Below are 23,625 nucleotides of genomic sequence, written 5' to 3' on the forward strand. Positions count from 1 at the left end.
AGGGTTGGGGACGTACCCAACTCTGCGGTCAACCACAAATCCTGTGAGAACTGGCTTGCCAGCTCCCACAAGGGTTGGGGCGTACCCAACTCTGCGGTCAACCACAAAACCTGTGAGAACTGGCTTGCCAGCTCCCACAAGGGTTGGGGACGTACCCAACTCTGCGGTCAACCACAAATCATGTGGGAGCTGGCTTGCCAGCGATGGCGTCACTTCGGTTTCAAGGCAGAAACCGGCAATACGCACCACCAGGCACCACCCCAAAGAAGTCAAAACAAAAACCACCGAACCGGGCGCGCTGTCACAGCCACGCCACGGCATCGGACATCCGAAATCTGCCGATTTTCCGGAGCTGACAGACCATGAGTGCATCAACCGATCTCCCCACAGCCGCCGACAGCGATGCCGAGCAGCTACGTAAGCTGGGTTATACCTCCAACTTCAACCGCAGCATGAGCCTGTGGGAAAACTTCGCTCTGGGCTTCACTTATCTATCACCGGTCGTCGGGGTTTATACCTTGTTCGGCCTGTGCCTGGCCGCCGGCGGACCACCGATGTTCTGGGCCTATTTGCTGGTCGGTTGCGGCCAGTTGCTGGTGTGTCTGATCTTCGGTGAAGTGGTCTCGCAGTTCCCCATTTCCGGCGGCGTCTACCCATGGGCGCGTCGCCTGATGGGCAAGCGCTGGGCGTGGATGGTCGGCTGGATCTACTCCATCGCGCTGTGCGTAACCATTGCGGCAGTGGCAGTCGGCTCCGGCCCGTACCTGGCGGCCATGCTCGGTTTCGAACCCAGCAACAACACCAACATCATCATCGCGCTGGTGTTGACGCTGTTCGCCACCCTGGTCAACCTCAGCGGCACCAAAGTGCTGGCGCGCATCGCCATGTTCGGCTTCCTGTGCGAGCTGGCAGGCGCGGTGATCGTGGGTGTGTACCTGCTGGTGTTCGAGCGCCATCAACCGCTGAGCGTGCTGTTCAACACCTTCGACATCAGCATCAACGGCTCCTACCTACCCGCCTTCCTCACCGCCTCGCTGGCGGGTATGTTCCTGTACTACGGCTTCGAGGCCTGCGGCGATGTCGCCGAAGAAACCCCAAACCCGAGCAAGCAGATCCCCGTGGCCATGCGCATGACCATCTACATCGGTGGCATCGCGGCAATGTTTGCCTGCCTGGCACTGATCCTCGCCGTGCCTGACATGCAAGCGGTCATCAATGGCACCGACAAGGACCCGGTCACCACCATCCTCAACAACGCCTTCGGCCCGGTGGGCTCTAAAGTGGTCATGGCCGTGGTGATGGTTTCCTTCATCTCCTGCGTCATCAGCCTGCAAGCGGCGGCGAGTCGCCTGCTGTACTCCTACGCGCGAGATGAAATGGTCATCGGCAGTTCGCTGCTGAAGAAGATTTCTCCTACAACCCAGGTGCCGGTTGCTGCGCTGTTCGTGTCCGGCGTTCTGCCCGCACTCATCATAGTGCTGGGCTTCTTCCTGCAGGATGCGGTCGCAACGATCGTCAGCTTCGCGGCAATCGGTATTTACCTCGCCTTCCAGATGATTGTGCTGGCAGCGCTGTATGCACGCATCAAGGGCTGGAAGCCGAGCGGCAAGTTCACCCTGGGCGCATGGGGCTGGGCGATCAATATCGGCGCGCTGGTCTATGGTGTCGCCGCTATCATCAACATGGCCTGGCCACGCACCCCGGATGCGGCTTGGTACGTCAACTACGCCATGGTATTGAGCACCGCCATCGTCATTGGCCTGGGCCTGCTGTACATGTGGCTCGCCAAACCTTACGACCACGGCACCGCGCCTGCGGGCGATGCCTGGAAAATCAGCCGGTAACGGCCCTCGCCCCGGCACCTGAGCGGGTGCCGGGGTGATTTATGAAAACCCACAAGGATTGAACATGGACATCACCCGCCGCGACTTCCTCAACGGCGTTGCAGTCACTATCGCTGCCGGCATGACGCCACTGCAGATTCTTCAGGCTGCCCCCGATGGACGCTATTACCCGCCTGCCCTCACCGGCCTGCGCGGCAGCCACGTTGGCTCCTTCGAAATTGCCCACCAGATGGGCTGGGAGAAAAAGGTCTTCGACACCGACAAGCTGCCCATCACCGAGGACTATGACCTTGTGGTTGTCGGAGGAGGCCTCAGCGGTCTGTCCGCAGCCTGGTTTTACCGTGAGAAACATCCAAAAGCACGCATCCTGATTCTGGAAAACCACGATGACTTTGGCGGTCACGCCAAGCGCAACGAGTTCTCGGCCGGCGGTCGTACCATCATCGGCTACGGCGGCAGCGAAGCCTTCCAGTCGCCCAATCATTTGTACAGCAAGGAGGTGAACGGCCTGCTGAAAAAACTGGGTGTCGACATCAAGCGCTTCGAGACCGCCTTCGACCGCCAGTTCTATCCCGACCTGGGCTTGTCCCGCGCGGTGTTCTTCGACAAGGAAAACTTCGGCGAAGACAAACTGGTCAGCGGCGACCCGACACCGATGGTGGCTGACGACATTGCCCCCGATCAGCTCCACGCCCGTTCCATCACCGACTTCATCAACGACTTCCCGCTGCCGCCAGCCGATCGCCAGGCGCTGATTGCGCTGCACATGACGCCCAAGGATTATCTGGCCGGCAAGACCACGGAGGAAAAAAACGCGCACCTGGAAGCCACCAGCTACCAGGATTTCCTGCTCAAGGACGTAGGACTGTCAGCCCAGGCGGTGAAGTACTTCCAGAGTCGCACCAATGATTTCATGGCGCTGAGCATCGACGCCGTCGCCGCTTCCGACGCCTACTCGGTCGGTTTCCCAGGCTTTAGCGCGATGAATCTGGAACCCATCAGCGAAGAAGCCCGGGCGGAAATGGAAGAGCCCTACATCTACCACTTCCCCGACGGCAACGCATCGCTTGCCCGCCTGCTGGTACGCAGCCTGATCCCGTCCGTCGCACCGGGACACACGATGGACGATGTGGTCCTCGCCCCGTTCGACTACGCCAGGCTCGATCAGCCCAAGGCCGCCGTGCGCATCCGCCTCAACAGTACGGCGGTCAGCGTACGCAACGTCGGCAATGGCGTGAACGTCGGCTACAGCCGTGGCGGTCAACTCAACCAGGTGCGCGGCAAACACTGCATCATGGCCTGCTACAACATGGTCATCCCGTACCTGTTGCGGGACCTGTCAGCCGAGCAGTCGCACGCGCTGAGCCAGAATGTGAAGTTCCCGCTGGTCTACACCAAAGTCGTGATCCGCAACTGGGAGTCGTTCCAGAAGCTGGGCGTGCACGAAATCTATGCCGCGACCCAACCCTACAGCCGCATCAAGCTCGATTACCCGGTCAGCATGGGTGGCTACGACCATCCTCGCGACCCGAAACAACCCATCGGCCTGCACATGGTCTACGTCCCCACCAGCCCCAACAGCGGCATGAACGCCCGCGACCAGGCTCGCGCCGGCCGTGGTCGGCTGTACGGCCAGTCGTTCGAACAACTCGAAGCGCAACTGCGCGATCAACTGCAACGCATGCTCGGCCCTGGCGGTTTCAACCACCAGACCGACATCCTGGCGATCACGGTCAATCGCTGGTCGCACGGCTACGCCTATTTCTCCAACAGCCTGTACGACGATGCGGATGAAAGCGAAAAACTGATGAACCTGGCGCGTCAGCCCGTGGGTCGAGTCAGCATCGCCAACTCGGACGCGGCGTGGAGCGCTTATGCGCATGCGGCGATTGATGAGGCGTATCGAGCAGTGGGGGAAGTGGGTTGATTGAATGACCTGCCCGTAGAAATGCGGGCACGGTTTTGGGCAGTTCGTTGGTAAATACTTGCCCCCCAGCGCCGTTACGCGCAGGAATCGAACTAGCCCTTTTTCTCACACGGCTAGGGAAGGAGAATCAAACCAAGAGAAATCTATTCAAGCAACAGCTCTGTTTGATCGTGCTTCAGCAAGGATATGCGATAAACAACGTGCTGTTTTCATCCCGCTTTTTATTTAGCTGATCTGGCATAAACGCAAGAAGCTCCTCAAGCCGACTCACACTCCTACCACGTTAAATATTTTTTCTTCATTAAAAAAACGAGCGACTTTTTCTTTCGAGATAACAGTTCCACTACCTTGCTTAGTGCCCTGTACTTTTTGCAACCCCTATCGTCAAGCCGTAATCAGCGGCCTCGGCCGTGACAATATCCTTCGCGGTAAAAAATGCTCGCGCCCCTTTGGAGTGCTAGGTTTCCATTGTTCTAGCGTGCCATTCGCCAAGATTGTCTCGCGGGGTCACCCCACTGCAGTAAATGATAGTTCTCGATCGAGCCAAGCTCAACAGATACTCCTGAATAGATGTATGAGCTCCACCTGCATCGCCAACCACGACCTCAACCTCCGAATCGATAATATCATGGATACGCTCCTTCACCTTCGGATCAAGGTGCTTAATATTAATAGAGCCTGCAATAAATACAGTAGTCATTTAGCTCACCTCCATGTTAATGCCGCGACGTAAATTTTTGCGTCTATCTGCTTTAGGGAAACGTCTGAAAAAGACGTCCAGATCTGGTGAAATATCCAAAGGGCCAAGGGGGCCGTCCGGTGTATCCATTGATGGCCATGCGGGTTAATTTGATGTAAGACTGGTTCGGCTAAAGCGATCCGGCGATGCAACAATCACTGTATGAAACGGCGATTCTGCGCCGGCTCGCTGGTTTGAATCTGGCTCGGACTCCCAATAAAACCACGACCCTCAACTTCATAAGCATGTATGATTTTCGACCGACTTATGATTTTTAAGCCTCCGGTAGCGAGGCGTCAAAAACCGGGGCGCACTTCAGACCTTCGTTATAAGTAATATCCAGATCAAAGCCTCTGCCTTCAATTTGCAGAGAGAATATCCTGTTTCGGCATAAAAAATCTAGAAAACAGTTCGGCCTGGGATTTAATGTTTAATTTGGCGTAAATATTGCGACGGTGAACTTTTATAGTTTCTGTCGACAGCGATAGCTTCCCAGCTATCTCCTTATTAGAGAAACCACTCAGTAACAATTTTAGCACGTCATTTTCGCGCGCTGTTACTTGTGTGCCAAGCTGAATAATCGTTTCTGGCCATAGAGGTAGCTTGGTGAGATTTTTCTCTACATCGACCTCAAAACACATGCGTTGATACATTAACGCAATCACCCATGGCTTGATAATATCAAGCATTGTTATTTGCTCTTGATCAAAACGGACGTTACTGCCAAAGGAAATGCATAGAGTTCTATCGGAATCGAGTTGAACATTGTACTGCGCTTCATCTACTGAAATATACTGTGCGAAATACTGATGATAATACTCAGTCATCATAAAATACTCTGGCGCAATATCCAGCAGATGAAAGAAACCGCTCTGGGGGTTTTCTCGATTAGCTATATAAAATGGATCCAGCAGATAAAGCCCCTTCACATAGCGATGAAGGAGCGCATCTATCTCTTCTGTATCAGCCACCTCAGGAAGACTAACAACTTGTACCTGTTGACTGCTAAAAATCATTACAACCCAATTATCGATTTGCACATATTCATTTAACATACGAATAAGTGAGCTCCAGAATTCTGGACGGTTCAACTGCATGACCAGCTTTCCAATGGATCGGTGCCAAGCCAGGCTATGAAGATCGAGTGGCATTTTCTACCCCTTTAGGGTTAGGAATCCGTAGGCCAGAGGTAGTATTCGTGGGTATTTACTATTCGACAATGACCGGTATATTGATTAGCAGAGCTAACGATGGCCGTGATGGAACATCGTCTTGACAAGGAAAGTTACATGAGAAAATCACATTTGCGAAACCTTTTTTTAGCCTCGCTTCTCTGTGTAGGAATATGTACATCAGTGGGGGCTGTAGAGCCGGGGGTGTATCTGTTTAACTGGTTCGGGCTTATCGCACCGGAGACCCCGAAGGAGTTCGAGCAGCATACCGGCACCAGAATTCATATCGATGCGTTCGACAGTGCCGAAATTATGCAGAGTAAGGTAATGGCTGGGCGCACAGGGTATGACGTGGTGGTAGCCACCTCCAATGTGTTGCCAAGCTTGATCCAGGCGGGAGTACTTCAGCCGTTGGATCGTAATCAACTGAGTAATTTTTCACATATCGATCCTGATATCTTGTCCCAAGTCGCGGTCAATGATCCTGGTAATCGCTACGCTGTGCCCTACTTATGGGGAACCACCGGCATTGGCTATGACGTTGATAAGGTCAAAATGGCATTGGGTGATAATGCACCGGTGAACAGCTGGGATTTGATTTTCAAAGAAGAGAACATCAGCAAACTTAAATCGTGTGGCGTGGCAATGCTCGACTCTCCAAGTGAGATCATTTCGATTGCGCTGCATTACCTTGGGCTCCCCAGCAACAGCAGGAACCCGGATGATTATCAGAAGGCTCAAGCCCTGCTATTAAAAATCCGCCCCTACATCCTCTACTTCGACTCATCCAGGATCGACGCCGACCTAGCTGATGGCAATATTTGTGCAGTTGTGGGATGGGCTAATGGCGCCCTTGCTGCACAGGCCATAAACGAGAAGGCCAGCACTGGTCGCAAGATTTCCTACAGCCTTCCTCGTGAGGGAGCGCTGGTTTGGTCGGAAAACCTGGTTCTGCTAAAAGACGCTCCCCACCCAAAGGCAGGCATGGTATTTATTAACTATATGTTGCAACCAAAAATTATTGCCAAGACCTCAAACCACACTCTATATCCTAACGCCAACAAAGATGCCACTGAATTTGTCGAACGGAAGCTGCGAGACAATCCTTGGATTTATCCAGACAAAAAAACTATTGCTACACTTATTCCACTTGAGCCACTGCCATTGAAAATAGAGCGAATTCGCACCCGGGTGTGGACCAAAGTGAAGAGTGGCACGTGATACGACTTGGTTGAAATAGCTTTATGCCGCTGGACAACAAATCAATTGGTTTGAATGTTCAGCGGTGGAGCTGCATTGAAGACATTCTCCGAAAGCATGATGCGGGGCTATAACTCAAAAGAAGTAATCCTCCCGACAAAGCATTAAAGCTCATTGTAAATCTTATTCGCCGCACAACACTTTTAAGTGCGAAATTTCTTTTATAACTGCTTAGTAATGAGGCGCCCCACAGTAGTAAGCCGACCCATTCGTACTGGCGTAGATTTTGAGCTTTACGAAGGGCCTTTATCTGCCATTCACGACGCGTCAAAGATCATGCACTTTCACAAAAAATTTTATATCACCACGAGTTGATAAATATATTTAGATCTATTGTTGATACTAAGGTTTTTGTTACTTCAAGTCGATTTTGTCACCTCGCAATCCGCTTTCCACTCGCCCTTCAGGGCGAGGAGACGGATAAGGCGGACTCTTCCAAGTCAATCAATATCCCCCGCGCCTAACGGCTTGGGGCTTGGGGCTTGGGGCTTCGCACGGGCACCTGAAAGGAAAATTCTGTATGCATAATTGATAAAACTTCGGCGATAGCCAAGCACTTACTTGGAGCACAGGTGTTTACGTAGGGTGCAGGGGTAGCCCTTATCAGCCTACATACTAAGAGGTTGTCACAGAAGTTCTAGGGAAGGGGAAAGATCATCTACCAAGCTGATTGCCAATGCCCCTTGTAGTCAGACGAGTAAAAAACCTACAAGGATATTGATGAACAAATCGGCCACAGCATGCCCGAACAAGCATGGGCCATGTATTACGTCTCGGGCGGGGCGAGAAAACATCGCCCTAGCGGTGATGGAACGCATCGCAATGGATAACAAGGCACTGTTTGTTAAGCTCCCCGAACTTGCACCGGCTGAAAAAGGGGATCAAGAGAACGTTGGCCGGAACCAAGACGATGTTGCGGTAAGTACGTTTGCCCCGGACACGAATGTAAGAAAATCGATACCCAGCAACCACATCATTGACCTTTTCGGCCTAGCCTTAAACTTGCACGGATCTCCGACATGAAAAAGACTACCCCCAACTCCCCGCAATCACCCGATGCTTCAGCCAACGATGACATTGACTCATCCAAACTCTCCGATCCCATCAGCCACTTTTTCACCCTCCACCCTAACCTCGACACGCTGTCGCTGCTCGCCCAAACCTGTGAAACATTGGGCTCGCTCAACGTCATGAGCACCAATCTTGCCCACAGTCTCGAAAGTCCTCATCGCAACGCCGCTCTGGCGATCCTCCAGTTGGCGGAGCTGGCCGGACTGTTGGTCAACCGGGCGTTGGAAAACCTGGACCCACCCGCCGGGTTACCTGAGACACCGTCCGATAATGCCCTCTGAGGAGTGCCGAGATCACGCTCCAGGGACTTGAGACCTGCGCTGGTATTGAATGGCGCGCAGTGCGCGAGATGCTGGCGAAGTCCCGGCCCTTTCATATCCCTCGATATGCTGGAGTTTGTATGACGTTAATGATGGGAAAAATCCAGTCCCTCGCCGAAAGTGTGCTTACCCATAACGCCCTCGATAACATTTTCTACCGACGATGGCTGGCTGGCCCACTCCCCCTCGCCGACGTTGAAGTGTTTGCTCGAAACTACCTGGCCCGCACTACGCAGACCTCTCTTAGGGTTGCCCTGCCATTGGTGAATACGGGCAACTTGTACGAACAACTCGAAATCATCAAAAAACGCTACCCCGACAAGGGCCACGGCAACCGGGAAAAGGCCCACCTTACCCGTCTGGAAAATTATTTGATCGATCTTCTCAGCCGTCTCTCGGGTCAGCCATATCGCATGGACAAACTCACGGCTTTGCCTGTGCTGGACAGTAGCCACACGTTTAATCGCGAAAAACTGAGGCTTTATATCGACGGTGATCACGAAAATCCGCGCCGTATACTCGGCGCGTTGTTGGCTCAGGAATGGCTGGCCTATCCGATGCTCATCCGTTTGTACGAAGGGGCGCGCAACTATAAGCACCTGTATGCCAATAACGACGACTTTCATAAACACTGCGAGTATTTTTACATCCACATCGGCGATGCGGAAAAAGAACACCAGATCCAGGCCGTGAAAGCCGCCAGCCAGGCATGCAACACCGACCAGCACATTGAGGAAGTCAGCGCAGCGTTCAACCGCTTCCTGATGCTCACCCAGCAGTACTGGGACGGGATAGCGCGTGCCATGCCCCGCGTGCAAAATCCGGTTATCCCCCAGAAGCTCCACGAATCACCCTTATAGGCAAACTATCCGTGGCACCACGAAGGGCTCACGTAGGCACTATCAGTTCAACCGAAGGGAAATAGCTGCGGTAACGCTTGGCATCACGAGTCAGCAACGGAAGCTCTTTCACAGCGGAATGCGCACCGATGAAAAAATCCGCTAACACGTTACTTTTTCCGCCCCCTACTTTCCTATAGCGAACAAAAGCCTTTGCGGCCAAAAACAATGCGGGACGTGGGACTTCCTGCATCTCCAAACCGAGCAGAGTCACCGCATCATCCAGCGCTTCGAACGTGGTAAATGTATGGGACAGTTCGGCGTAGATTATTGGATTGATGGCCAACTCATGTATCTGGGATTGAGCGCGTAGCTGTTGTATAGACCAATCAGCCCAGACAGGGTCGTCTTCCAGGACATCAATCAACACGTTCGTGTCGACCAATATCATCAGTCCTCACCTCGCAGCAATGCCATCAACTCGTCGGTATTCCATTTGATATCGGCCTTGCCACGCGCCGCTTCAAACCGGTCCGGAATGACTGATTTGGCAGGATCAGCTTTTGGTTTGCAACTATGCAGTACCACTTCGCCTTGGGCGTTAACACTGAACTCGATGGCCGAACCAGGCAGAAGACATAGTGCGTCGCGGATGGGCTTGGGAATCGTTACCTGCCCCTTGCTCGTCATTGTCGTCGTCATATTGCGCTCCAGAAGTATTACCGGATCTCAGAAAGTAATACTTAGCTCTCGAGACTGCAACCGCCACTGATCGTAGGAAAATTCTCATCGTTCAGAGGATTCGGCCGCAACTCCCGTCGCGGCCGATCCCATTCTCATCAAAAACGCGACACGGTTCGCATCGCATCCACGAGGTAACGCATGGCGATCCTGTCGCTTTCCGACAGGTCGCGGTATTGCTCCACCAGTTTCATTTCATCCGAACTCAATCGACGCCTTCGACGACTGACATTGAAGCAAGGAAAGATTCCTAACATTTCGGTAATGCCTTGTACTTTCGCCATGGACGATGTCCTTCCATATGTCAGAGAAAACCAAAATACCCATCGCCCCAATTGTGCAGCCACCGGCCTGAAGGGCAGAAACCGGTCATGCCCATAGAATAGAAAGTTAATCAGCGCTGAAAAGCAGTTTTTAGAGTAATTAGTCGAAAACAGCAGAAATGCCCTCAAATTCAGAACGGTCTGTCAGAAAAGTTAACCGACATTTTTTGTTTCATTGCCGAACTGTCCTAATGCCATCAATCAATTTTGCTCTGCTATCGAACGGTTTAAGCTAAATGGCATCTGTTTAGAGTCCGTTGCGTTTGGCCGAAGGCATGTCCGAACCCCATTTTTGATCCAGCACGTGCCAGGAACGGCGCGGGATTGTTCACGACAGGTTTACTTATGCACCGCAGGAATTTGCTCAAAGCGTCCATGGCCATTGCGGCCTACACCGGCTTGTCCGCTACCGGACTGCTGGCATCCCGGGCTTGGGCCGCTAATGGCACAGCCGATGGCGATGCCCAGGCGTTCGACTTCGAAGCACTGAAGATCCAGGCCAAGCAACTTGCCGGCAATCGCTACCAGGACACCAAGCAGGTGCTGCCGCCGACCCTGGCGACCATGACGCCGCAAAATTTCAATGCAATTCGTTACGACGCTGATCACTCGCTGTGGAATGACCTCAACGGTCAGCTCGACGTGCAGTTCTTCCACGTCGGCATGGGGTTCAAGCAGCCCGTGCGCATGTACAGCGTCGATCCCAAGACGCGTCAGGCCCGTGAAGTGCATTTCCGCCCTTCCCTGTTCAATTATGAGAAAACCACGGTCGACACCCAGCAGCTCAAGGGCGACCTGGGGTTCTCTGGATTCAAGTTGTTCAAGGCACCCGAGCTGGATCGGCACGACGTGTTGTCATTCCTGGGCGCCAGTTATTTCCGTGCAGTCGACGCGACTGGCCAGTACGGCTTGTCGGCGCGCGGCCTGGCGATCGACACCTACGCCAAAAAGCGTGAGGAATTCCCCGATTTCACCAAGTTCTGGTTCGAGACTCCGGACAAGAACAGCACCCGTTTTGTGGTCTACGCCCTGCTGGACTCGCCGAGCGCCACCGGTGCCTATCGGTTCGATATCGACTGCCAGGCTACTCAGGTGGTCATGGCCGTGGACGCTTACATCAACGCCCGCACCGCTATAGAACAACTGGGCATTGCGCCGATGACCAGCATGTTCAGCTGCGGCACGCATGAGCGGCGCATGTGCGACACCATTCATCCGCAGATTCACGACTCCGATCGACTGTCCATGTGGCGCGGCAACGGCGAGTGGATCTGCCGGCCACTGAACAACCCGGCGACCCTGCAATTCAATGCGTTTGCCGACACCGACCCCAAGGGCTTCGGCCTGGTGCAGACCGATCACGAGTTCGCCAGTTACCAGGACACTGTCGACTGGTACAGCAAGCGTCCAAGCCTGTGGGTAGAACCTACAACCTCATGGGGCGAAGGCTCTATTGATTTGCTGGAAATTCCTACGACCGGCGAGACTCTGGACAACATTGTCGCGTTCTGGACGCCGAAGAAACCTGTGGCCGCCGGGGACTCGCTGAACTACGGCTACAAGCTCTACTGGAGCGCCTTGCCACCGGTGGGCACGCCACTGGCGCGAGTCAATGCGACCCGCTCGGGCATGGGCGGCTTCACCGAGGGCTGGGCGCCGGGCGAGCATTACCCGCAAGTCTGGGCGCGACGGTTTGCCGTGGACTTCAATGGCGGCGGTCTGGATCGCCTGCCGGAGGGCACCGGTATCGAGCCGGTGGTGACATGTTCGAATGGCGAGGTGAAGGACTTCAGCGTGCTGGTGCTGGATGACATCAAGGGTTTTCGCATTCTCTTCGACTGGTACCCGACCAACGACAGCGTGGAGCCGGTGGAGCTGCGGTTGTTCATCCGCACCAACGACCGCACCTTGAGCGAGACCTGGTTGTATCAGTACTTCCCGCCGGCGCCGGACAAGCGCAAGTACACCTGATGTAGCAAAAATCAAAAGACGTTAAAAAGCCCCGACCCAACCGGCCGGGGCTATTTTGTTTCTACAGCCTCATTCAGTCGCGCAAATCCGACTCATGAATCGGCTGGTCCCGATGCGTCGCCCGCTGATACTGCGCCGGCCAGACGGCCTTGCGACCTCCCAGGTCATCATCGGCATGCAGCGGCCAATACGGATCTCGCAACAGCTCCCGCGCCAGGAAAATGATATCCGCCTGGCACGTGCGCAGGATGTGCTCGGCTTGCGCAGGTTCGGTAATCATTCCTACCGTACCGGTCGCGATGCCTGACTCCTTGCGCACCCGCTCGGCGAAGCGGGTCTGGTAACCCGGGCCGGTCGGGATTTCCGCGTTGACCGCGGTCCCTCCCGAAGACACGTCAATCAGGTCCACCCCCAGAGCCTGCAGGCGGCGCGCCAGCTCGACGGTCTCATCCGGGTTCCAGCCATCTTCCACCCAGTCGGTGGCCGACACTCGCACAAACAGCGGCAGCTCTTGCGGCCACACCGCCCTTACCGCTTCAGTCACCTGAAGCACCAGGCGAATGCGATTCTCGAACGACCCGCCATATTGATCCCGACGTTGGTTGCTCAGCGGCGACAGGAATTGATGCAGCAGGTAACCATGGGCAGCATGTACCTCCACCACTTTGAAACCGGCCACCAGGGCGCGTTTTGCCGAATCGACAAAGGCCTGGATGATGTCGGCGATGGCCCCCTCATCCAGCTGCGTGGGCTGGGTGTGTTGCGGGTCGAAGGCGATTGGCGAAGGCCCAACGGGCACCCAGCCGCCGTCGTCCGGTTTTACGCTGCCGTGCTTGCCCAGCCACGGCCGATAAGTGCTGGCCTTGCGCCCGGCGTGCGCCAGCTGAATACCCGCCACCGCGCCCTGGGCGGCGATAAAGCGGGTAATGCGTTGCAAGGGCTCGATCTGTTCGTCATTCCACAGGCCGAGGTCTTCGGCGGTGATACGGCCGTCGGCGGTGATGGCCGTGGCTTCGGTAAAAATCAGGCCAGCGCCACCCACCGCGCGGCTGCCAAGGTGAACCAGATGCCAGTCATTGGCCAGGCCATCGACGCTCGAATATTGGCACATGGGTGATACCGCGATGCGGTTGAGCAGGGTTAGCTGGCGCAGCGTGTAGGGTTCAAGCAGCAGACTCATGGGGCACCTCTCAAATCAGTGGGCAGGCTCCAGGGTTCTGTTTGAAAGTCGACGAGTGACAGTAAAGAGTTGCAGCACCCGCCCCCGCGGGCAAAAAATTCGACAAGACGTCACAAGGAAAATCAAGCAGTGCTTAGAGCCTAGTCGACAACGGGGGATCGGGGAGGGTTCAGATGTAATGGGTGTCAGAAAGATCGAATCGCGAGCAGGCTCGCTCCCACACTGGACATGTGGAGCTCACAAACCCCGGTTCCAGCTTGCCCATACTGGTCACTTGATGGACACAAATCCTGTGGGAGCGAGCCTGCTCGCGATGGGCTCAACGCGGTTCGATGTGGGCAATCATCAACTGCACTGTCTCATTGCCACGAAACTCGTTGAGGTCGAGCTTGTATGCCAGCTCCACCCACTTGATGGTCGGATTGGGCCAGATGTCGCGATCGATCCCGAAGGCAATGCCATCGAGTTTCACCGAGCCGCACTCGCTCCGGAGCACCACCTTGAGGTGACGTTCACCGACCACACGCTGCTCCACCAGCTGGAACACCCCGTGAAACAGCGGCTCGGGGAAATGCTGCCCCCATGGGCCGGCATGACGCAGGGCCCGGGCCAGCTCCAGGTGAAATTCCTCGACCGCCAGAGTGCCGTCCGACAGCAGGCGGCCAGTCAGGTCCTCTTCGCGCAGTTGTCGACGCACTTCAGCGTCAAACGCTTCGGCGAACAACGGGAAATTTTCCTCGGGCAGGGTCAGACCCGCCGCCATGGCATGGCCACCATACTTGCTGATCAGTGTCGGATGCTGCGCCGCTACCACGCTCAAGGCGTCACGGATATGAAACCCCTGCACCGAGCGCCCCGAACCCTTGAGCAGCCCATCACCGGCATCGGCAAAAGCGATGGTCGGACGGAAGTAACGCTCCTTCATCCGCGACGCGAGGATGCCGATCACGCCTTGGTGCCACTCGGGATCGAACAGGCACAAACCGAACGGCATGGACTCCACCGGCAGATCCTTGAGCTGGGCCAGCGCCTCGCGCTGCATGCCCTGCTCGATGGATTTACGGTCCTGGTTCATGCCGTCGAGCTGCACTGCCATTTCCCGGGCCAGGGCCTGGCTGTCGGTCAGCAGGCATTCAATGCCCAGGCTCATGTCATCCAGGCGCCCCGCCGCGTTCAAGCGCGGGCCGACGATGAAACCGAGGTCAGTGGAGGTGATGCGGGCATGGTCACGCTTGGCCACTTCGAGAATCGCCTTGACCCCTGGCCGCGCGCGCCCGGCGCGAATCCGCTCAAGGCCCTGATGCACCAGGATCCGGTTATTGGCATCCAGGGGCACCACGTCGGCGACGCTGCCCAGCGCCACCAGGTCCAGCAATTCACCGATGTTTGGCTGCGGTTTGGTCGCATACCAGCCGAGGTCGCGCAACCGCGCCCGCAGGGCCATCAGCACGTAGAAAATCACGCCGACACCCGCCAGCGCCTTGCTCGGGAAAGTGCAACCTGGCTGATTCGGATTGACGATGGCATCGGCCAGCGGCAACTCATCGCCGGGCAAGTGGTGATCGGTGACCAGCACCTGCAGCCCGGCCTTTTTTGCCGCCGCGACGCCTTCAACGCTGGAGATGCCGTTGTCCACGGTAATCAGCAACTGCGGGGTCCGGGTTAACGCCACTTCGACGATTTCCGGCGTCAGGCCGTAGCCGTACTCAAAACGGTTGGGCACCAGATAGTCGACGTGGGCGGCGCCCAGCAGGCGCAGCCCCAGCACGCCTACGGTGCTGGCGGTCGCGCCATCGGCATCGAAGTCGCCAACGATCAGGATGCGCTGGCGCTGCTCCAGAGCAGTCACCAGCAACTCCACCGCGGCGTCGATGCCCTTGAGTTGCTGGAACGGGATCAGCCGCGCCAGGCTCTTGTCCAGTTCGGCCTCGGACTGCACGCCCCGTGCCGCGTACAAGCGGGTCAACAGGGGCGGGATATCACCGAGAAAAGGCAGGATGTCGGGCAGCTGGCGAGGTTCGATGCGCATGGGGTGACGGGTGCTTCTCTTGAATACTTAGGAAAAAAACCGATTATCGCGACAGGCCGAGGCCAATCAGCCGCGTTCGCCGCTCAGCCACTGCAGCTGGACTTCGTGCTGACCACGGTCGTCAGTCACAAAAATTGTCCCTTCGCTGATCATCACGTCCCACTTGATGACGCGGGGCATGTCCTTGGCCAGGGTCTCGAGGACTTCCTGAGGAACAGCTGCGATGTGCACGTTTTTCAGGTTCTTGATTGCCGGGATCACCTTGGTTTCCCAGACCCGCAGGCTGCCGTAGGCCAGCAGGCTGGTGCGCTCGGTGCGACGCGAACACCAGGTCAGGCGATCGGCGTCTGGCTGGCCGACTTCGATCCAGTGCAGAACGCGATCGTCCAGGCTCTTTTCCCACAGGGCAGGCTCATCTACGTCCGACAGACCGCGACCGAAAGACAGCTGCTCGTTGTACCAGAAGGCGTAGGCCAGCAGTCGCACAGTCATGCGCTCTTCAGTTTCCGAAGGGTGACGGGCGATGGTCTGCTTCACGCTCTCGTAAACGCTGCGGTCGAGGTCGGTAAGGTTCAGTTCAAACTTGTAGGTCGTGGACGGCTGGGCCATGAACGGGCTTCTTGATACGAGGAAAGGCGGCAAGTCTAACCGATGCGACCACCAATCAACGAATTGTAGCGATGAACCTTGGGCGACTGACGCCCGGCTATGCTAAAACGCTCTATCAGCCAGCCTTTGTCCTACAGGATCCAGCATGCCGTTCACCGCCAAACCGCTCTCAGGCTTGAAAGTCATCGAATTGGGCACCCTGATCGCCGGGCCCTTTGCGTCGCGGATTTGCGGCGAGTTCGGCGCTGAGGTGATCAAGGTCGAATCGCCCGACGGCGGTGATCCATTGCGCAAATGGCGCAAAATCTATGAAGGCACCTCGCTGTGGTGGTTCGTCCAGGCGCGCAATAAAAAGTCCCTGACGCTGAACCTCAAGCACCCCGAAGGCCTGGCCGTCCTGAAAAAGCTGCTCGGCGAAGCAGACATCCTCATCGAGAACTTCCGCCCCGGCGTCCTGGAAAAGCTTGGCCTGGGCTGGGATGTCCTGCACGCCTTGAACCCCAAGCTGGTGATGGTGCGGCTGTCGGGATTCGGCCAGACCGGGCCAATGAAGGATCAGCCAGGGTTTGGTGCGGTTGGCGAGTCCATGGGCGGTCTGCGCTACATCACCGGCTTCGAGGATCGCCCACCCGTGCGCACCGGCATTTCCATTGGTGACTCGATCGCCGCCCTCTGGGGCGTGATCGGCGCGCTGATGGCGTTGCGTCATCGTGAGGTCAACGGTGGCCAGGGCCAGGTAGTGGACGTGGCATTGTATGAAGCGATCTTCGCCATGATGGAAAGCATGGTGCCGGAGTTCGACGTGTTCGGCTTCATCCGCGAACGTACCGGCAACATCATGCCGGGCATCACGCCCTCCTCGATCCACACCAGCGCCGACGGCAAGCACGTGCAGATCGGCGCCAACGGCGATGCGATCTTCAAGCGCTTCATGCTGATCATCGGCCGCGAGGACCTGGCCAATGACCCAGTCCTGGCCAGCAACGACGGGCGCGACACCCGGCGCGACGAGCTCTACGGGGTCATCGACCGCTGGGCCAACTCACTGCCCCTGGACGCCATCATCGAGCAACTGAACCAGGCCGAAGTACCGGCCAGCCGAATCTTCAGTGCCGAAGACATGTTCGCGGACCCGCAATACCTGGCCCGGGAGATGTTCCTCCAGGCCAAACTGCCAGATGGCAAAGACTTCAAGATGCCCGGGATCGTCCCAAAACTCTCCGAGACCCCGGGATCCGCAGAATGGGTCGGCCCCCAACTGGGCGAACACAACTCGCAGGTACTCAACGACCTTGGCTACGACCAGGTCCAGATCACCAAACTGCGTGAAGACGGAGCCATTTAAGCTCAAACGCCTGTTGCCACCCGCACCGCACAACCGCCTGGCCCTGGCGGCTATTGCGTTGTTGGCCGGGCTGGTCTCGCCCAACCTGGCGCAGGCCAGGGACACGCTGATCTGGGTGCTGCGCGACTTCCACGATGGCAATGTGGCCACCGGCAGCCTGAAGGACACTCGAGCATTTTTCGAGCACCCGGCGCTGCCGTGACAAATCGCAGGCAAAAAGAAACCCCGAGAAGTGGGGAGACGACTCGGGGTTAAACGTGGCCTACATAAAGACCAGTAACAGCAAGCGCCAGGCACCGGAGCACAATGCTTGTTCCTGCTGTTACATACTCTGACTGGCGATCCCGGGATTAGGTTCCCGCAAGATGCGATTCAATTTCGACTGGCGAGCAGCTTGTCCTGTGCAGCGTTGCGCAACGCCGCGATAACACAGGGTTCCAGACGACCTTCGGCAATCATCAAGTCGCGGCGCAAACCGTCGACCACGTCCGTGAGCAAGCGCTTGTCGCTCAACTGAGTCTGGTTGAAAGCCCGTTCGACCACGATCGCGCCGGTTGAACTCTTCAGAGTCACCAGGCATTCGCCGTGCAGACCCGATGGGGTCAGCGTTACTTGATACGGGCTCAGCGCCTCTGCGAGCAATAGACTGATACTTTCCAAATCGATCACCACTCATTAGTCCGAAAACAAAGTGCCTGGGGCAGGTCTACTGTAAATGACCATCGGCCTCAGAAGAAAGTTCTGAATGGTATCCGCAGGGACGTCGACGCCTCTGGTAGTTGAAGCATGCATGACGAAGATGACAGGAAAAAAACAGCGGCGCGCTGCATGAACGAAAAAGCCCGTCAGAAGACGGGCTTTTCAGTTCGAGGCTTTGGGCCTACAGCGGTTTACCGCGATTCCCATGCTGGCTGACGAACGCCTGGACGGCTTTCAGGTCATTGGGCAGCACGGTGCAGCGCTCATCGCGCTCGAACAGGTCGGTCAGGTGCACTGGCAGTTCCAGGGCCTTGCCGACGCCGGCCTTCAGCACCGCATCCGGGAACTTGACCGGGTGCGCGGTGCCCAGGATCACCATCGGGATGTCCAGGCTGCGACGGCACTCGCGGGCGGCCTTGACGCCGATCGCGGTGTGGGGGTCGAGCAACTCGCCAGTCTGTTCGTAGACTTCGGCAATGGTTTCGCAGGTTTGCGCGTCGTCCACGGCCAGGGAGTCGAACAGCTTGCGCGCTTCGGTCCAGCGTTCTTCTTCGACGCTGAAACCGCCACCTTGCTTGAAACTGTCCATCAGCCCGGCAATCGCCGCACCGTTACGACCGTGCAAGTCAAACAGCAGGCGTTCGAAGTTCGACGACACCATGATGTCCATCGACGGCGACAGCGTGGCGTGCAGGGTTTCCTTGACGTACTGGTTGCCGCTCATGAAGCGGTGCAGGATGTCGTTGCGGTTGGTGGCGACGATCAACTGGTTGATCGGCAGGCCCATGTTGCGCGCCAGGTAGCCGGCGAAGATGTCGCCGAAATTACCGGTAGGCACCGAGAACGATACCGAGCGGGCCGGCCCGCCCAACTGCAGGGACGCGTGGAAGTAGTAAACGATCTGGGCCATGATCCGCGCCCAGTTGATCGAGTTCACTGCCACCAGGCGAGTGCCTTTGAGGAAGCTCTGGTCAGCGAAGCTGGCCTTGACCATTTCCTGGCAGTCGTCGAAGTTGCCTTCGATGGCGATGTTGTGGATGTTCTCGCCGAAGATGGTGGTCATCTGCCGACGCTGCACTTCGGACACGCGGTTGTGCGGGTGCAGGATGAAGATGTCGACGTTTTCGCAGTGCTTGCAGCCTTCGATGGCGGCCGAGCCGGTGTCGCCGGAAGTTGCACCGACGATCACCACGCGCTCCCCGCGTTTTTCCAGCACGTAGTCGAGCAGACGCCCGAGCAGCTGCAGGGCGAAGTCCTTGAACGCCAGGGTCGGGCCATGGAACAGTTCCAGGACCCACTCGTTGCCGTTCAGCTGACGCAGCGGCGCGACGGCGCTGTGCGAAAACACGCCGTAGGTTTCTTCCAGGATCTTCTTGAAGTCCGCATCGGGAATGCTCCCGGTCACGAACGGGCGCATCACCCGGAAAGCCAGTTCGTGATAAGGCAGGCCGGCCCAGGACGCGATTTCTTCCTGGGTGAAACGTGGCAGGTTTTCCGGGACGTACAGACCGCCGTCGGTGGCGAGACCGGCCAGCAGGACATCTTCGAAATTCAGGGCCGGTGCCTGGCCGCGGGTACTGATATAACGCATGACTGGCTCCAATAGACAGTGTTCGCAAACCCGGGCCCGCACGCGAGCCCGGTGAACGATAACGGCTTAGTTCAGGTGCTCGACGCGGATCCGTACCACCGGACCGACCACGCCCGCCAGGGCTTCCAGGGCGGCGATGGCATCATTCATGTGCTGTTCCAGCACACGGTGAGTCAGCAGGATCATCGGCACCAGGCCGTCATGCTCTTCGACTTCTTTCTGCATGATCGATTCGATGTTGATGCCGCGCTCCGACAGGATGCTCGCCACCTGGGCCAGTACGCCCGGGTGGTCCTTGGCTTGAATCCGCAGGTAGTAGGCACTTTCGCAAGCTTCGATCGGCAGGATCGGGTGGGCCGACAGCGAGTCGGGCTGGAAGGCCAGGTGCGGCACACGATTCTCCGGGTCGGAGGTCATGGCGCGAACCACGTCTACCAGGTCGGCGATCACCGACGAGGCAGTCGGCTCCATGCCGGCACCAGCGCCATAGAACAGGGTCGAACCGGCAGCATCACCGTTGACCATCACAGCGTTCATCACACCATTGACGTTGGCGATCAGGCGATCGGCCGGAATCAGCGTCGGGTGCACGCGCAACTCGATACCCGCTGCAGTGCTGCGGGCGACACCCAGGTGCTTGATGCGATAGCCCAGCGCTTCGGCGTAGTTCACGTCAGCGGTGGTCAGCTTGGTGATGCCTTCGGTGTAGGCCTTGTCGAATTGCAGCGGAATGCCGAATGCGATGGAGGCCAGGATCGTCAGCTTGTGGGCTGCATCGATGCCTTCGACGTCGAAAGTCGGATCGGCTTCGGCGTAACCCAGTGCCTGCGCCTCGGCGAGCACGTCTTCGAAGGTGCGACCCTTCTCGCGCATTTCCGTGAGGATGAAGTTGCCAGTGCCATTGATGATACCGGCGACCCAATTGATGCGGTTGGCCGAGAGGCCTTCACGGATCGCCTTGATCACCGGGATGCCACCGGCCACTGCTGCTTCGAACGCCACGATCACGCCTTTCTCGCGTGCCTTGGCGAAGATTTCGTTACCGTGAACGGCAATCAGTGCCTTGTTCGCGGTGACCACATGCTTGCCATTCTCGATGGCCTTGAGTACCAGCTCGCGGGCAACGGTATAGCCGCCCATCAGCTCTATGACGATGTCGATCTCAGGGTTCGTGGCCACTTCGAAGACATCGTTGGTAATCGCAATACCGGTCGTTTGGAACTGAGGCTTTGGCGTGCGCATGGCAATTTGTGCCACTTCGATCCCACGCCCGGCACGACGAGCAATTTCCTCGGCGTTGCGCTGAAGTACGTTGAAGGTACCGCCACCGACGGTTCCTAACCCACAGATGCCTACTTTGACCGGTTTCACTGTGAACTCCCCATAAAACGGCCGACGCAAGGCCGGCCGTGAAAACAACCGCATGCTCGCGGTTCTCTATTAATGGCCCGGCGCAACTGCCGCCGGACCATGATCGTCAAAGGCTGACCGTGACGATGCGAATCTACTTCGCGCCCAGCGCCAGTTTGGCGACTTGTGGCGCAGGCTGGTAGCCCGGAATGACCTGTCCATCAGCCAAAACGATAGCCGGTGTACCGTTCACGCCAATCGACTGACCGAGCGCGAATTGCTTGGAAACCGGGTTCTCGCACTTGGCGGCCTTGATTTCCTTACCGTCGGCCATCTTGTCCATGGCCGCTTTCTTGTCCTTGGAGCACCAGACCGCCTGCAGCTGTTCGTCGCCCGGCGAGCCCAGGCCCTGGCGCGGGAACGCGACATAACGCACTTCGATGCCACGCTTGTTCAGCTCAGGCACTTCGGCGTGCAGCTTGTGGCAGTACGGGCAGGTGGTGTCGGTGAATACGGTGATGTGCGACTTGGTTTCGCCAATGGCCGGGTAGACCACGGTTTCAGCGACCGGAATGGCATTGACCAGCTTGGAAACGCCCAGGCGCTCGGTTTTCTCGGTCAGGTTGACCGGCTTGCCGTCCTTGAGCTGGAACATGTAGCCCTGAACCACGTACTGGCCATCGGCGCTGGCATAGAGCACCCGGCTGCCTTGCAACCTGACTTCGTACAGGCCTGCCAGGGGGCTGGCGGAGATGCTTTCTACCGGAACCTCAAGCTGGAGGTTCTCCAGGCTTTTACGAATGGCTTTGTCGGCCGCGTCATCGGCGACGGCAAAGGTGCTGACCAACGCAATGGCTGCGGCGGCGAAAATCTGGGTCAGACGCATGAGAACTCCTGAAGGCGGACAAATGGGACGATCAGAACGCCCGTGCCAAGGCACCGGGTCACAACCGCCCACCGTGCAAACCGGCAAAGCCTACCACATAAGGCTCGTGTGGCCGAATGCGCCTGACGCAAGACATTGCTGGGCCCTGTAGGAGCGAGCTTGCTCGCGATGGTCGTTAACGATAACGCATGCTCTCTGGTTCAACGCGGTGCTATTGAGACCATCGCGAGCAAGCTCGCTCCTACAGGATTTGCGTCAACCTCTGGGATGATGTTTGGCGTGCAGGTCCTGCAGGCGGGCACGGGCGACGTGGGTGTAAATCTGGGTGGTCGACAGGTCGCTGTGGCCGAGCAACATCTGCACCACCCGCAGGTCCGCGCCGTGGTTGAGCAGGTGCGTAGCAAACGCGTGGCGCAGGGTGTGCGGCGACAGCGACTTGCCGATACCCGCCACCTTCGCCTGGTGCTTGATACGATGCCAGAACGTCTGGCGGGTCATCTGCTCACCGCGCAGGCTGGGAAACAGCACATCACTGGGACGCCCGCCGAGCAACTCGCTTCGAGCGTCGCGCATGTAGCGCTCGACCCAGACAATCGCCTCCTCCCCCATCGGCACCAGCCGCTCCTTGCTGCCCTTGCCCATCACCCGCAGCACGCCCTGGCGCAGGTTGACCTGCTCCAGGGTCAGGCTGATCAGCTCCGTTACCCGCAGGCCACAGGCATACAACACCTCGAGCATGGCGCGGTCGCGCTGGCCGATGGCTTCGCTCAGGTCCGGCGCCTTCAGCAGCGCCTCGACATCGGCCTCTGACAAGGATTTGGGCAATGGCCTGCCGAGTTGCGGCATATCGATACGCAAGGTCGGGTCGACTGCGATCAACTTTTCCCGCAGCAGATAGCGATAAAAGCCACGCACTCCCGAGAGGAAACGCGCCGTGGACCGTGGCTTGTAGTTTTGCTCCAGGCGCCAGGCCAGGTGATCGAGGATCAACTCGCGGCCGGCGTTGATTAACTCCAGGCCCTTCTCCTGCAGCCAGCCGTTGAACAAGGCCAGGTCACTGCGATACGCATCGCGCGTGTTGTCCGACAGGCCTTTCTCCAGCCACAACGCGTCGAGGAATTGGTCTATCAATGGATGTTCGATGGCGGGCATAAAGGCTCAGGTGACAGATCAACTGTCGGTAAGTCTTTCATAGACTGCTGGGGGTTTATAGAACCTGATGTCAACGCGCTGCCTGGTCGATCGACTCGCGTGCCAAGTCGGATCGCCGCATCTAACGCGCCCACCAGTAAATCGCAGGCAACAAAAAAGCAGCCCGCAGGCTGCTTTTTTTGCATCGGAAGCTGGACTTAAGCCAGTTTTTCCTTGATGCGAGCTGCTTTACCGGACAGGTCACGCAGGTAGTACAGCTTGGCTTTACGTACGTCACCGCGACGTTTAACGGCCATGCTGTCGATTTGCGGGCTGTAGGTCTGGAAAGTACGCTCTACGCCAACACCGTTGGAGATTTTACGAACGGTGAAAGCACTGTTTACGCCGCGGTTACGCTTGGCGATAACAACACCTTCGAACGCTTGCAGACGCGAACGGTCGCCTTCCTTCACTTTCACCTGAACGACAATGGTGTCGCCCGGGGCAAAGGTAGGGATCTCTTTGGTCATCTGCTCTGCTTCGAGTGCAAGGATGATTTTGTTAGTCATGCTGTGCTCCTAAGGTAAATCAACGGACT

The 23,625-nt window shown here is 57.2% G+C and carries 23 protein-coding genes and 1 pseudogene; 10 read left to right on the forward strand and 14 right to left on the reverse strand.

Features of this window, described 5'->3' with window-relative positions:
• Nucleotides 1-362: 362 nt before the first annotated feature.
• Both HYI44_RS23250 and HYI44_RS23255 read left to right on the forward strand, forming a co-directional pair.
• The gene (locus HYI44_RS23250) at nucleotides 363-1,844 is read left to right on the forward strand and encodes an APC family permease (RefSeq protein ID WP_225570621.1); all 1,482 of its coding nucleotides are present in this window, start codon (nucleotides 363-365) and stop codon (nucleotides 1,842-1,844) included.
• Between the two features lie 64 nt (nucleotides 1,845-1,908).
• Nucleotides 1,909-3,771 carry an NAD(P)/FAD-dependent oxidoreductase gene (locus HYI44_RS23255; protein WP_225570622.1) on the forward strand — a complete coding sequence of 621 codons (1,863 nt, stop codon included), beginning with the start codon at nucleotides 1,909-1,911 and terminating at the stop codon, nucleotides 3,769-3,771.
• Nucleotides 3,772-4,228: 457 nt separating this feature from the next.
• Here the strand turns inward: HYI44_RS23255 and HYI44_RS23260 are convergent, their stop codons facing one another.
• Complete coding sequence (locus HYI44_RS23260; RefSeq protein WP_225570623.1) at nucleotides 4,229-4,471, reverse strand: hypothetical protein; 243 nt, start codon at nucleotides 4,469-4,471, stop codon at nucleotides 4,229-4,231.
• 92 nt (nucleotides 4,472-4,563) lie between these two features.
• Here HYI44_RS23260 and HYI44_RS23265 point away from each other — a divergent pair.
• A pseudogene (locus tag HYI44_RS23265) lies at nucleotides 4,564-4,749 on the forward strand (transposase); the annotation flags it as partial.
• Nucleotides 4,750-4,869: 120 nt separating this feature from the next.
• Here HYI44_RS23265 and HYI44_RS23270 read toward each other — a convergent pair.
• The gene (locus tag HYI44_RS23270) at nucleotides 4,870-5,661 is read right to left on the reverse strand and encodes a helix-turn-helix domain-containing protein (protein ID WP_225570624.1); all 792 of its coding nucleotides are present in this window, start codon (nucleotides 5,659-5,661) and stop codon (nucleotides 4,870-4,872) included.
• 138 nt (nucleotides 5,662-5,799) lie between these two features.
• Between HYI44_RS23270 and HYI44_RS23275 the strand changes: the two genes are divergently transcribed.
• The 4 genes from HYI44_RS23275 (at nucleotide 5,800) to HYI44_RS23290 (ending at nucleotide 9,193) form a co-directional block, all read left to right on the forward strand.
• Entirely contained in the window at nucleotides 5,800-6,903 is a 1,104-nt protein-coding gene (locus tag HYI44_RS23275; protein ID WP_225570703.1) for a polyamine ABC transporter substrate-binding protein, read from the forward strand.
• Between the two features lie 759 nt (nucleotides 6,904-7,662).
• On the forward strand, nucleotides 7,663-7,965 hold the full coding sequence (locus HYI44_RS23280; protein WP_225570625.1) for a hypothetical protein: 303 nt from the start codon (nucleotides 7,663-7,665) through the stop codon (nucleotides 7,963-7,965).
• Nucleotides 7,962-8,294, forward strand: a complete 333-nt coding sequence (locus tag HYI44_RS23285; protein ID WP_225570626.1) for a DUF6124 family protein — start codon at nucleotides 7,962-7,964, stop codon at nucleotides 8,292-8,294. Before HYI44_RS23280 ends, HYI44_RS23285 begins: the two co-directional genes overlap by 4 nt.
• Before the next feature lie 119 nt (nucleotides 8,295-8,413).
• On the forward strand, nucleotides 8,414-9,193 hold the full coding sequence (locus tag HYI44_RS23290; RefSeq protein ID WP_225570627.1) for a hypothetical protein: 780 nt from the start codon (nucleotides 8,414-8,416) through the stop codon (nucleotides 9,191-9,193).
• Between the two features lie 28 nt (nucleotides 9,194-9,221).
• Here the strand turns inward: HYI44_RS23290 and HYI44_RS23295 are convergent, their stop codons facing one another.
• The 3 genes from HYI44_RS23295 to HYI44_RS23305 form a co-directional block, all read right to left on the reverse strand.
• A complete protein-coding gene (locus HYI44_RS23295) occupies nucleotides 9,222-9,623 on the reverse strand; it encodes a type II toxin-antitoxin system VapC family toxin (protein WP_045061014.1) in 402 nt (133 codons plus the stop codon).
• Complete coding sequence (locus tag HYI44_RS23300) at nucleotides 9,623-9,874, reverse strand: AbrB/MazE/SpoVT family DNA-binding domain-containing protein (RefSeq protein WP_225570628.1); 252 nt, start codon at nucleotides 9,872-9,874, stop codon at nucleotides 9,623-9,625. The genes HYI44_RS23295 and HYI44_RS23300 overlap by 1 nt, the downstream gene beginning before the upstream one ends.
• A 137-nt stretch (nucleotides 9,875-10,011) precedes the next feature.
• Complete coding sequence (locus tag HYI44_RS23305) at nucleotides 10,012-10,197, reverse strand: hypothetical protein (protein WP_045061012.1); 186 nt, start codon at nucleotides 10,195-10,197, stop codon at nucleotides 10,012-10,014.
• 384 nt (nucleotides 10,198-10,581) lie between these two features.
• Here HYI44_RS23305 and HYI44_RS23310 point away from each other — a divergent pair, with 384 nt between their 5' ends.
• Nucleotides 10,582-12,207, forward strand: a complete 1,626-nt coding sequence (locus HYI44_RS23310; RefSeq protein ID WP_122837647.1) for a glucan biosynthesis protein D — start codon at nucleotides 10,582-10,584, stop codon at nucleotides 12,205-12,207.
• Between the two features lie 73 nt (nucleotides 12,208-12,280).
• Here the strand turns inward: HYI44_RS23310 and HYI44_RS23315 are convergent, their stop codons facing one another.
• The 3 genes from HYI44_RS23315 to HYI44_RS23325 all read right to left on the reverse strand — a co-directional run bounded on the left by HYI44_RS23315 (nucleotide 12,281) and on the right by HYI44_RS23325 (nucleotide 16,025).
• Nucleotides 12,281-13,387: an NADH:flavin oxidoreductase/NADH oxidase gene (locus HYI44_RS23315; RefSeq protein ID WP_122837646.1), complete on the reverse strand. Its 1,107-nt coding sequence runs from the start codon at nucleotides 13,385-13,387 to the stop codon at nucleotides 12,281-12,283.
• 319 nt (nucleotides 13,388-13,706) lie between these two features.
• The gene (gene recJ / locus HYI44_RS23320; RefSeq protein WP_122837645.1) at nucleotides 13,707-15,416 is read right to left on the reverse strand and encodes a single-stranded-DNA-specific exonuclease RecJ; all 1,710 of its coding nucleotides are present in this window, start codon (nucleotides 15,414-15,416) and stop codon (nucleotides 13,707-13,709) included.
• Between the two features lie 66 nt (nucleotides 15,417-15,482).
• Nucleotides 15,483-16,025, reverse strand: a complete 543-nt coding sequence (locus HYI44_RS23325) for a YaeQ family protein (RefSeq protein ID WP_007897614.1) — start codon at nucleotides 16,023-16,025, stop codon at nucleotides 15,483-15,485.
• A 145-nt stretch (nucleotides 16,026-16,170) separates the two neighbouring features.
• Here HYI44_RS23325 and HYI44_RS23330 point away from each other — a divergent pair, with 145 nt between their 5' ends.
• Together HYI44_RS23330 and HYI44_RS23335 are read left to right on the forward strand one after the other, a co-directional pair.
• Nucleotides 16,171-17,370 carry a CaiB/BaiF CoA transferase family protein gene (locus HYI44_RS23330; RefSeq protein WP_225570629.1) on the forward strand — a complete coding sequence of 400 codons (1,200 nt, stop codon included), beginning with the start codon at nucleotides 16,171-16,173 and terminating at the stop codon, nucleotides 17,368-17,370.
• Nucleotides 17,351-17,572, forward strand: a complete 222-nt coding sequence (locus tag HYI44_RS23335) for a hypothetical protein (protein ID WP_122837643.1) — start codon at nucleotides 17,351-17,353, stop codon at nucleotides 17,570-17,572. Before HYI44_RS23330 ends, HYI44_RS23335 begins: the two co-directional genes overlap by 20 nt.
• Before the next feature lie 170 nt (nucleotides 17,573-17,742).
• Here HYI44_RS23335 and HYI44_RS23340 read toward each other — a convergent pair whose 3' ends face one another.
• From HYI44_RS23340 to rplS, 6 genes are all read right to left on the reverse strand, one after another.
• Nucleotides 17,743-18,030 (reverse strand): DUF3509 domain-containing protein, encoded by a 288-nt coding sequence (locus HYI44_RS23340; RefSeq protein ID WP_122838606.1) that lies wholly within the window; start codon nucleotides 18,028-18,030, stop codon nucleotides 17,743-17,745.
• Between the two features lie 220 nt (nucleotides 18,031-18,250).
• Nucleotides 18,251-19,660, reverse strand: coding sequence for a threonine synthase (thrC, locus tag HYI44_RS23345; protein WP_122837642.1), 1,410 nt, complete (start codon nucleotides 19,658-19,660; stop codon nucleotides 18,251-18,253).
• A gap of 66 nt (nucleotides 19,661-19,726) precedes the next feature.
• Nucleotides 19,727-21,031 (reverse strand): homoserine dehydrogenase, encoded by a 1,305-nt coding sequence (locus HYI44_RS23350; RefSeq protein ID WP_092281511.1) that lies wholly within the window; start codon nucleotides 21,029-21,031, stop codon nucleotides 19,727-19,729.
• Nucleotides 21,032-21,164: 133 nt separating this feature from the next.
• The gene (gene dsbC, locus HYI44_RS23355) at nucleotides 21,165-21,896 is read right to left on the reverse strand and encodes a bifunctional protein-disulfide isomerase/oxidoreductase DsbC (RefSeq protein WP_122837641.1); all 732 of its coding nucleotides are present in this window, start codon (nucleotides 21,894-21,896) and stop codon (nucleotides 21,165-21,167) included.
• Nucleotides 21,897-22,151: 255 nt separating this feature from the next.
• Entirely contained in the window at nucleotides 22,152-23,048 is an 897-nt protein-coding gene (gene xerD / locus HYI44_RS23360; RefSeq protein ID WP_122837640.1) for a site-specific tyrosine recombinase XerD, read from the reverse strand.
• 197 nt (nucleotides 23,049-23,245) lie between these two features.
• Entirely contained in the window at nucleotides 23,246-23,596 is a 351-nt protein-coding gene (gene rplS, locus HYI44_RS23365; RefSeq protein ID WP_003175895.1) for a 50S ribosomal protein L19, read from the reverse strand.
• Nucleotides 23,597-23,625 lie beyond the last annotated feature (29 nt).

This window comes from Pseudomonas sp. Y24-6 (assembly GCF_020295325.1).
Taxonomy (GTDB): domain Bacteria; phylum Pseudomonadota; class Gammaproteobacteria; order Pseudomonadales; family Pseudomonadaceae; genus Aquipseudomonas; species Aquipseudomonas gregormendelii.

What these genes read in the sequence shown, in the direction of transcription:
- HYI44_RS23250 (WP_225570621.1), top strand. Translation starts at nt 363, where the DNA reads ATGAGTGCATCAACCGATCTCCCCACAGCCGCCGACAGCGATGCCGAG.
- HYI44_RS23255 (WP_225570622.1), top strand. Translation starts at nt 1,909, where the DNA reads ATGGACATCACCCGCCGCGACTTCCTCAACGGCGTTGCAGTCACTATC.
- HYI44_RS23260 (WP_225570623.1), bottom strand. Translation starts at nt 4,471, where the DNA reads ATGACTACTGTATTTATTGCAGGCTCTATTAATATTAAGCACCTTGAT.
- HYI44_RS23270 (WP_225570624.1), bottom strand. Translation starts at nt 5,661, where the DNA reads ATGCCACTCGATCTTCATAGCCTGGCTTGGCACCGATCCATTGGAAAG.
- HYI44_RS23275 (WP_225570703.1), top strand. Translation starts at nt 5,800, where the DNA reads ATGAGAAAATCACATTTGCGAAACCTTTTTTTAGCCTCGCTTCTCTGT.
- HYI44_RS23280 (WP_225570625.1), top strand. Translation starts at nt 7,663, where the DNA reads ATGAACAAATCGGCCACAGCATGCCCGAACAAGCATGGGCCATGTATT.
- HYI44_RS23285 (WP_225570626.1), top strand. Translation starts at nt 7,962, where the DNA reads ATGAAAAAGACTACCCCCAACTCCCCGCAATCACCCGATGCTTCAGCC.
- HYI44_RS23290 (WP_225570627.1), top strand. Translation starts at nt 8,414, where the DNA reads ATGACGTTAATGATGGGAAAAATCCAGTCCCTCGCCGAAAGTGTGCTT.
- HYI44_RS23295 (WP_045061014.1), bottom strand. Translation starts at nt 9,623, where the DNA reads ATGATATTGGTCGACACGAACGTGTTGATTGATGTCCTGGAAGACGAC.
- HYI44_RS23300 (WP_225570628.1), bottom strand. Translation starts at nt 9,874, where the DNA reads ATGACGACGACAATGACGAGCAAGGGGCAGGTAACGATTCCCAAGCCC.
- HYI44_RS23305 (WP_045061012.1), bottom strand. Translation starts at nt 10,197, where the DNA reads ATGGCGAAAGTACAAGGCATTACCGAAATGTTAGGAATCTTTCCTTGC.
- HYI44_RS23310 (WP_122837647.1), top strand. Translation starts at nt 10,582, where the DNA reads ATGCACCGCAGGAATTTGCTCAAAGCGTCCATGGCCATTGCGGCCTAC.
- HYI44_RS23315 (WP_122837646.1), bottom strand. Translation starts at nt 13,387, where the DNA reads ATGAGTCTGCTGCTTGAACCCTACACGCTGCGCCAGCTAACCCTGCTC.
- recJ (WP_122837645.1), bottom strand. Translation starts at nt 15,416, where the DNA reads ATGCGCATCGAACCTCGCCAGCTGCCCGACATCCTGCCTTTTCTCGGT.
- HYI44_RS23325 (WP_007897614.1), bottom strand. Translation starts at nt 16,025, where the DNA reads ATGGCCCAGCCGTCCACGACCTACAAGTTTGAACTGAACCTTACCGAC.
- HYI44_RS23330 (WP_225570629.1), top strand. Translation starts at nt 16,171, where the DNA reads ATGCCGTTCACCGCCAAACCGCTCTCAGGCTTGAAAGTCATCGAATTG.
- thrC (WP_122837642.1), bottom strand. Translation starts at nt 19,660, where the DNA reads ATGCGTTATATCAGTACCCGCGGCCAGGCACCGGCCCTGAATTTCGAA.
- dsbC (WP_122837641.1), bottom strand. Translation starts at nt 21,896, where the DNA reads ATGCGTCTGACCCAGATTTTCGCCGCCGCAGCCATTGCGTTGGTCAGC.
- xerD (WP_122837640.1), bottom strand. Translation starts at nt 23,048, where the DNA reads ATGCCCGCCATCGAACATCCATTGATAGACCAATTCCTCGACGCGTTG.
- rplS (WP_003175895.1), bottom strand. Translation starts at nt 23,596, where the DNA reads ATGACTAACAAAATCATCCTTGCACTCGAAGCAGAGCAGATGACCAAA.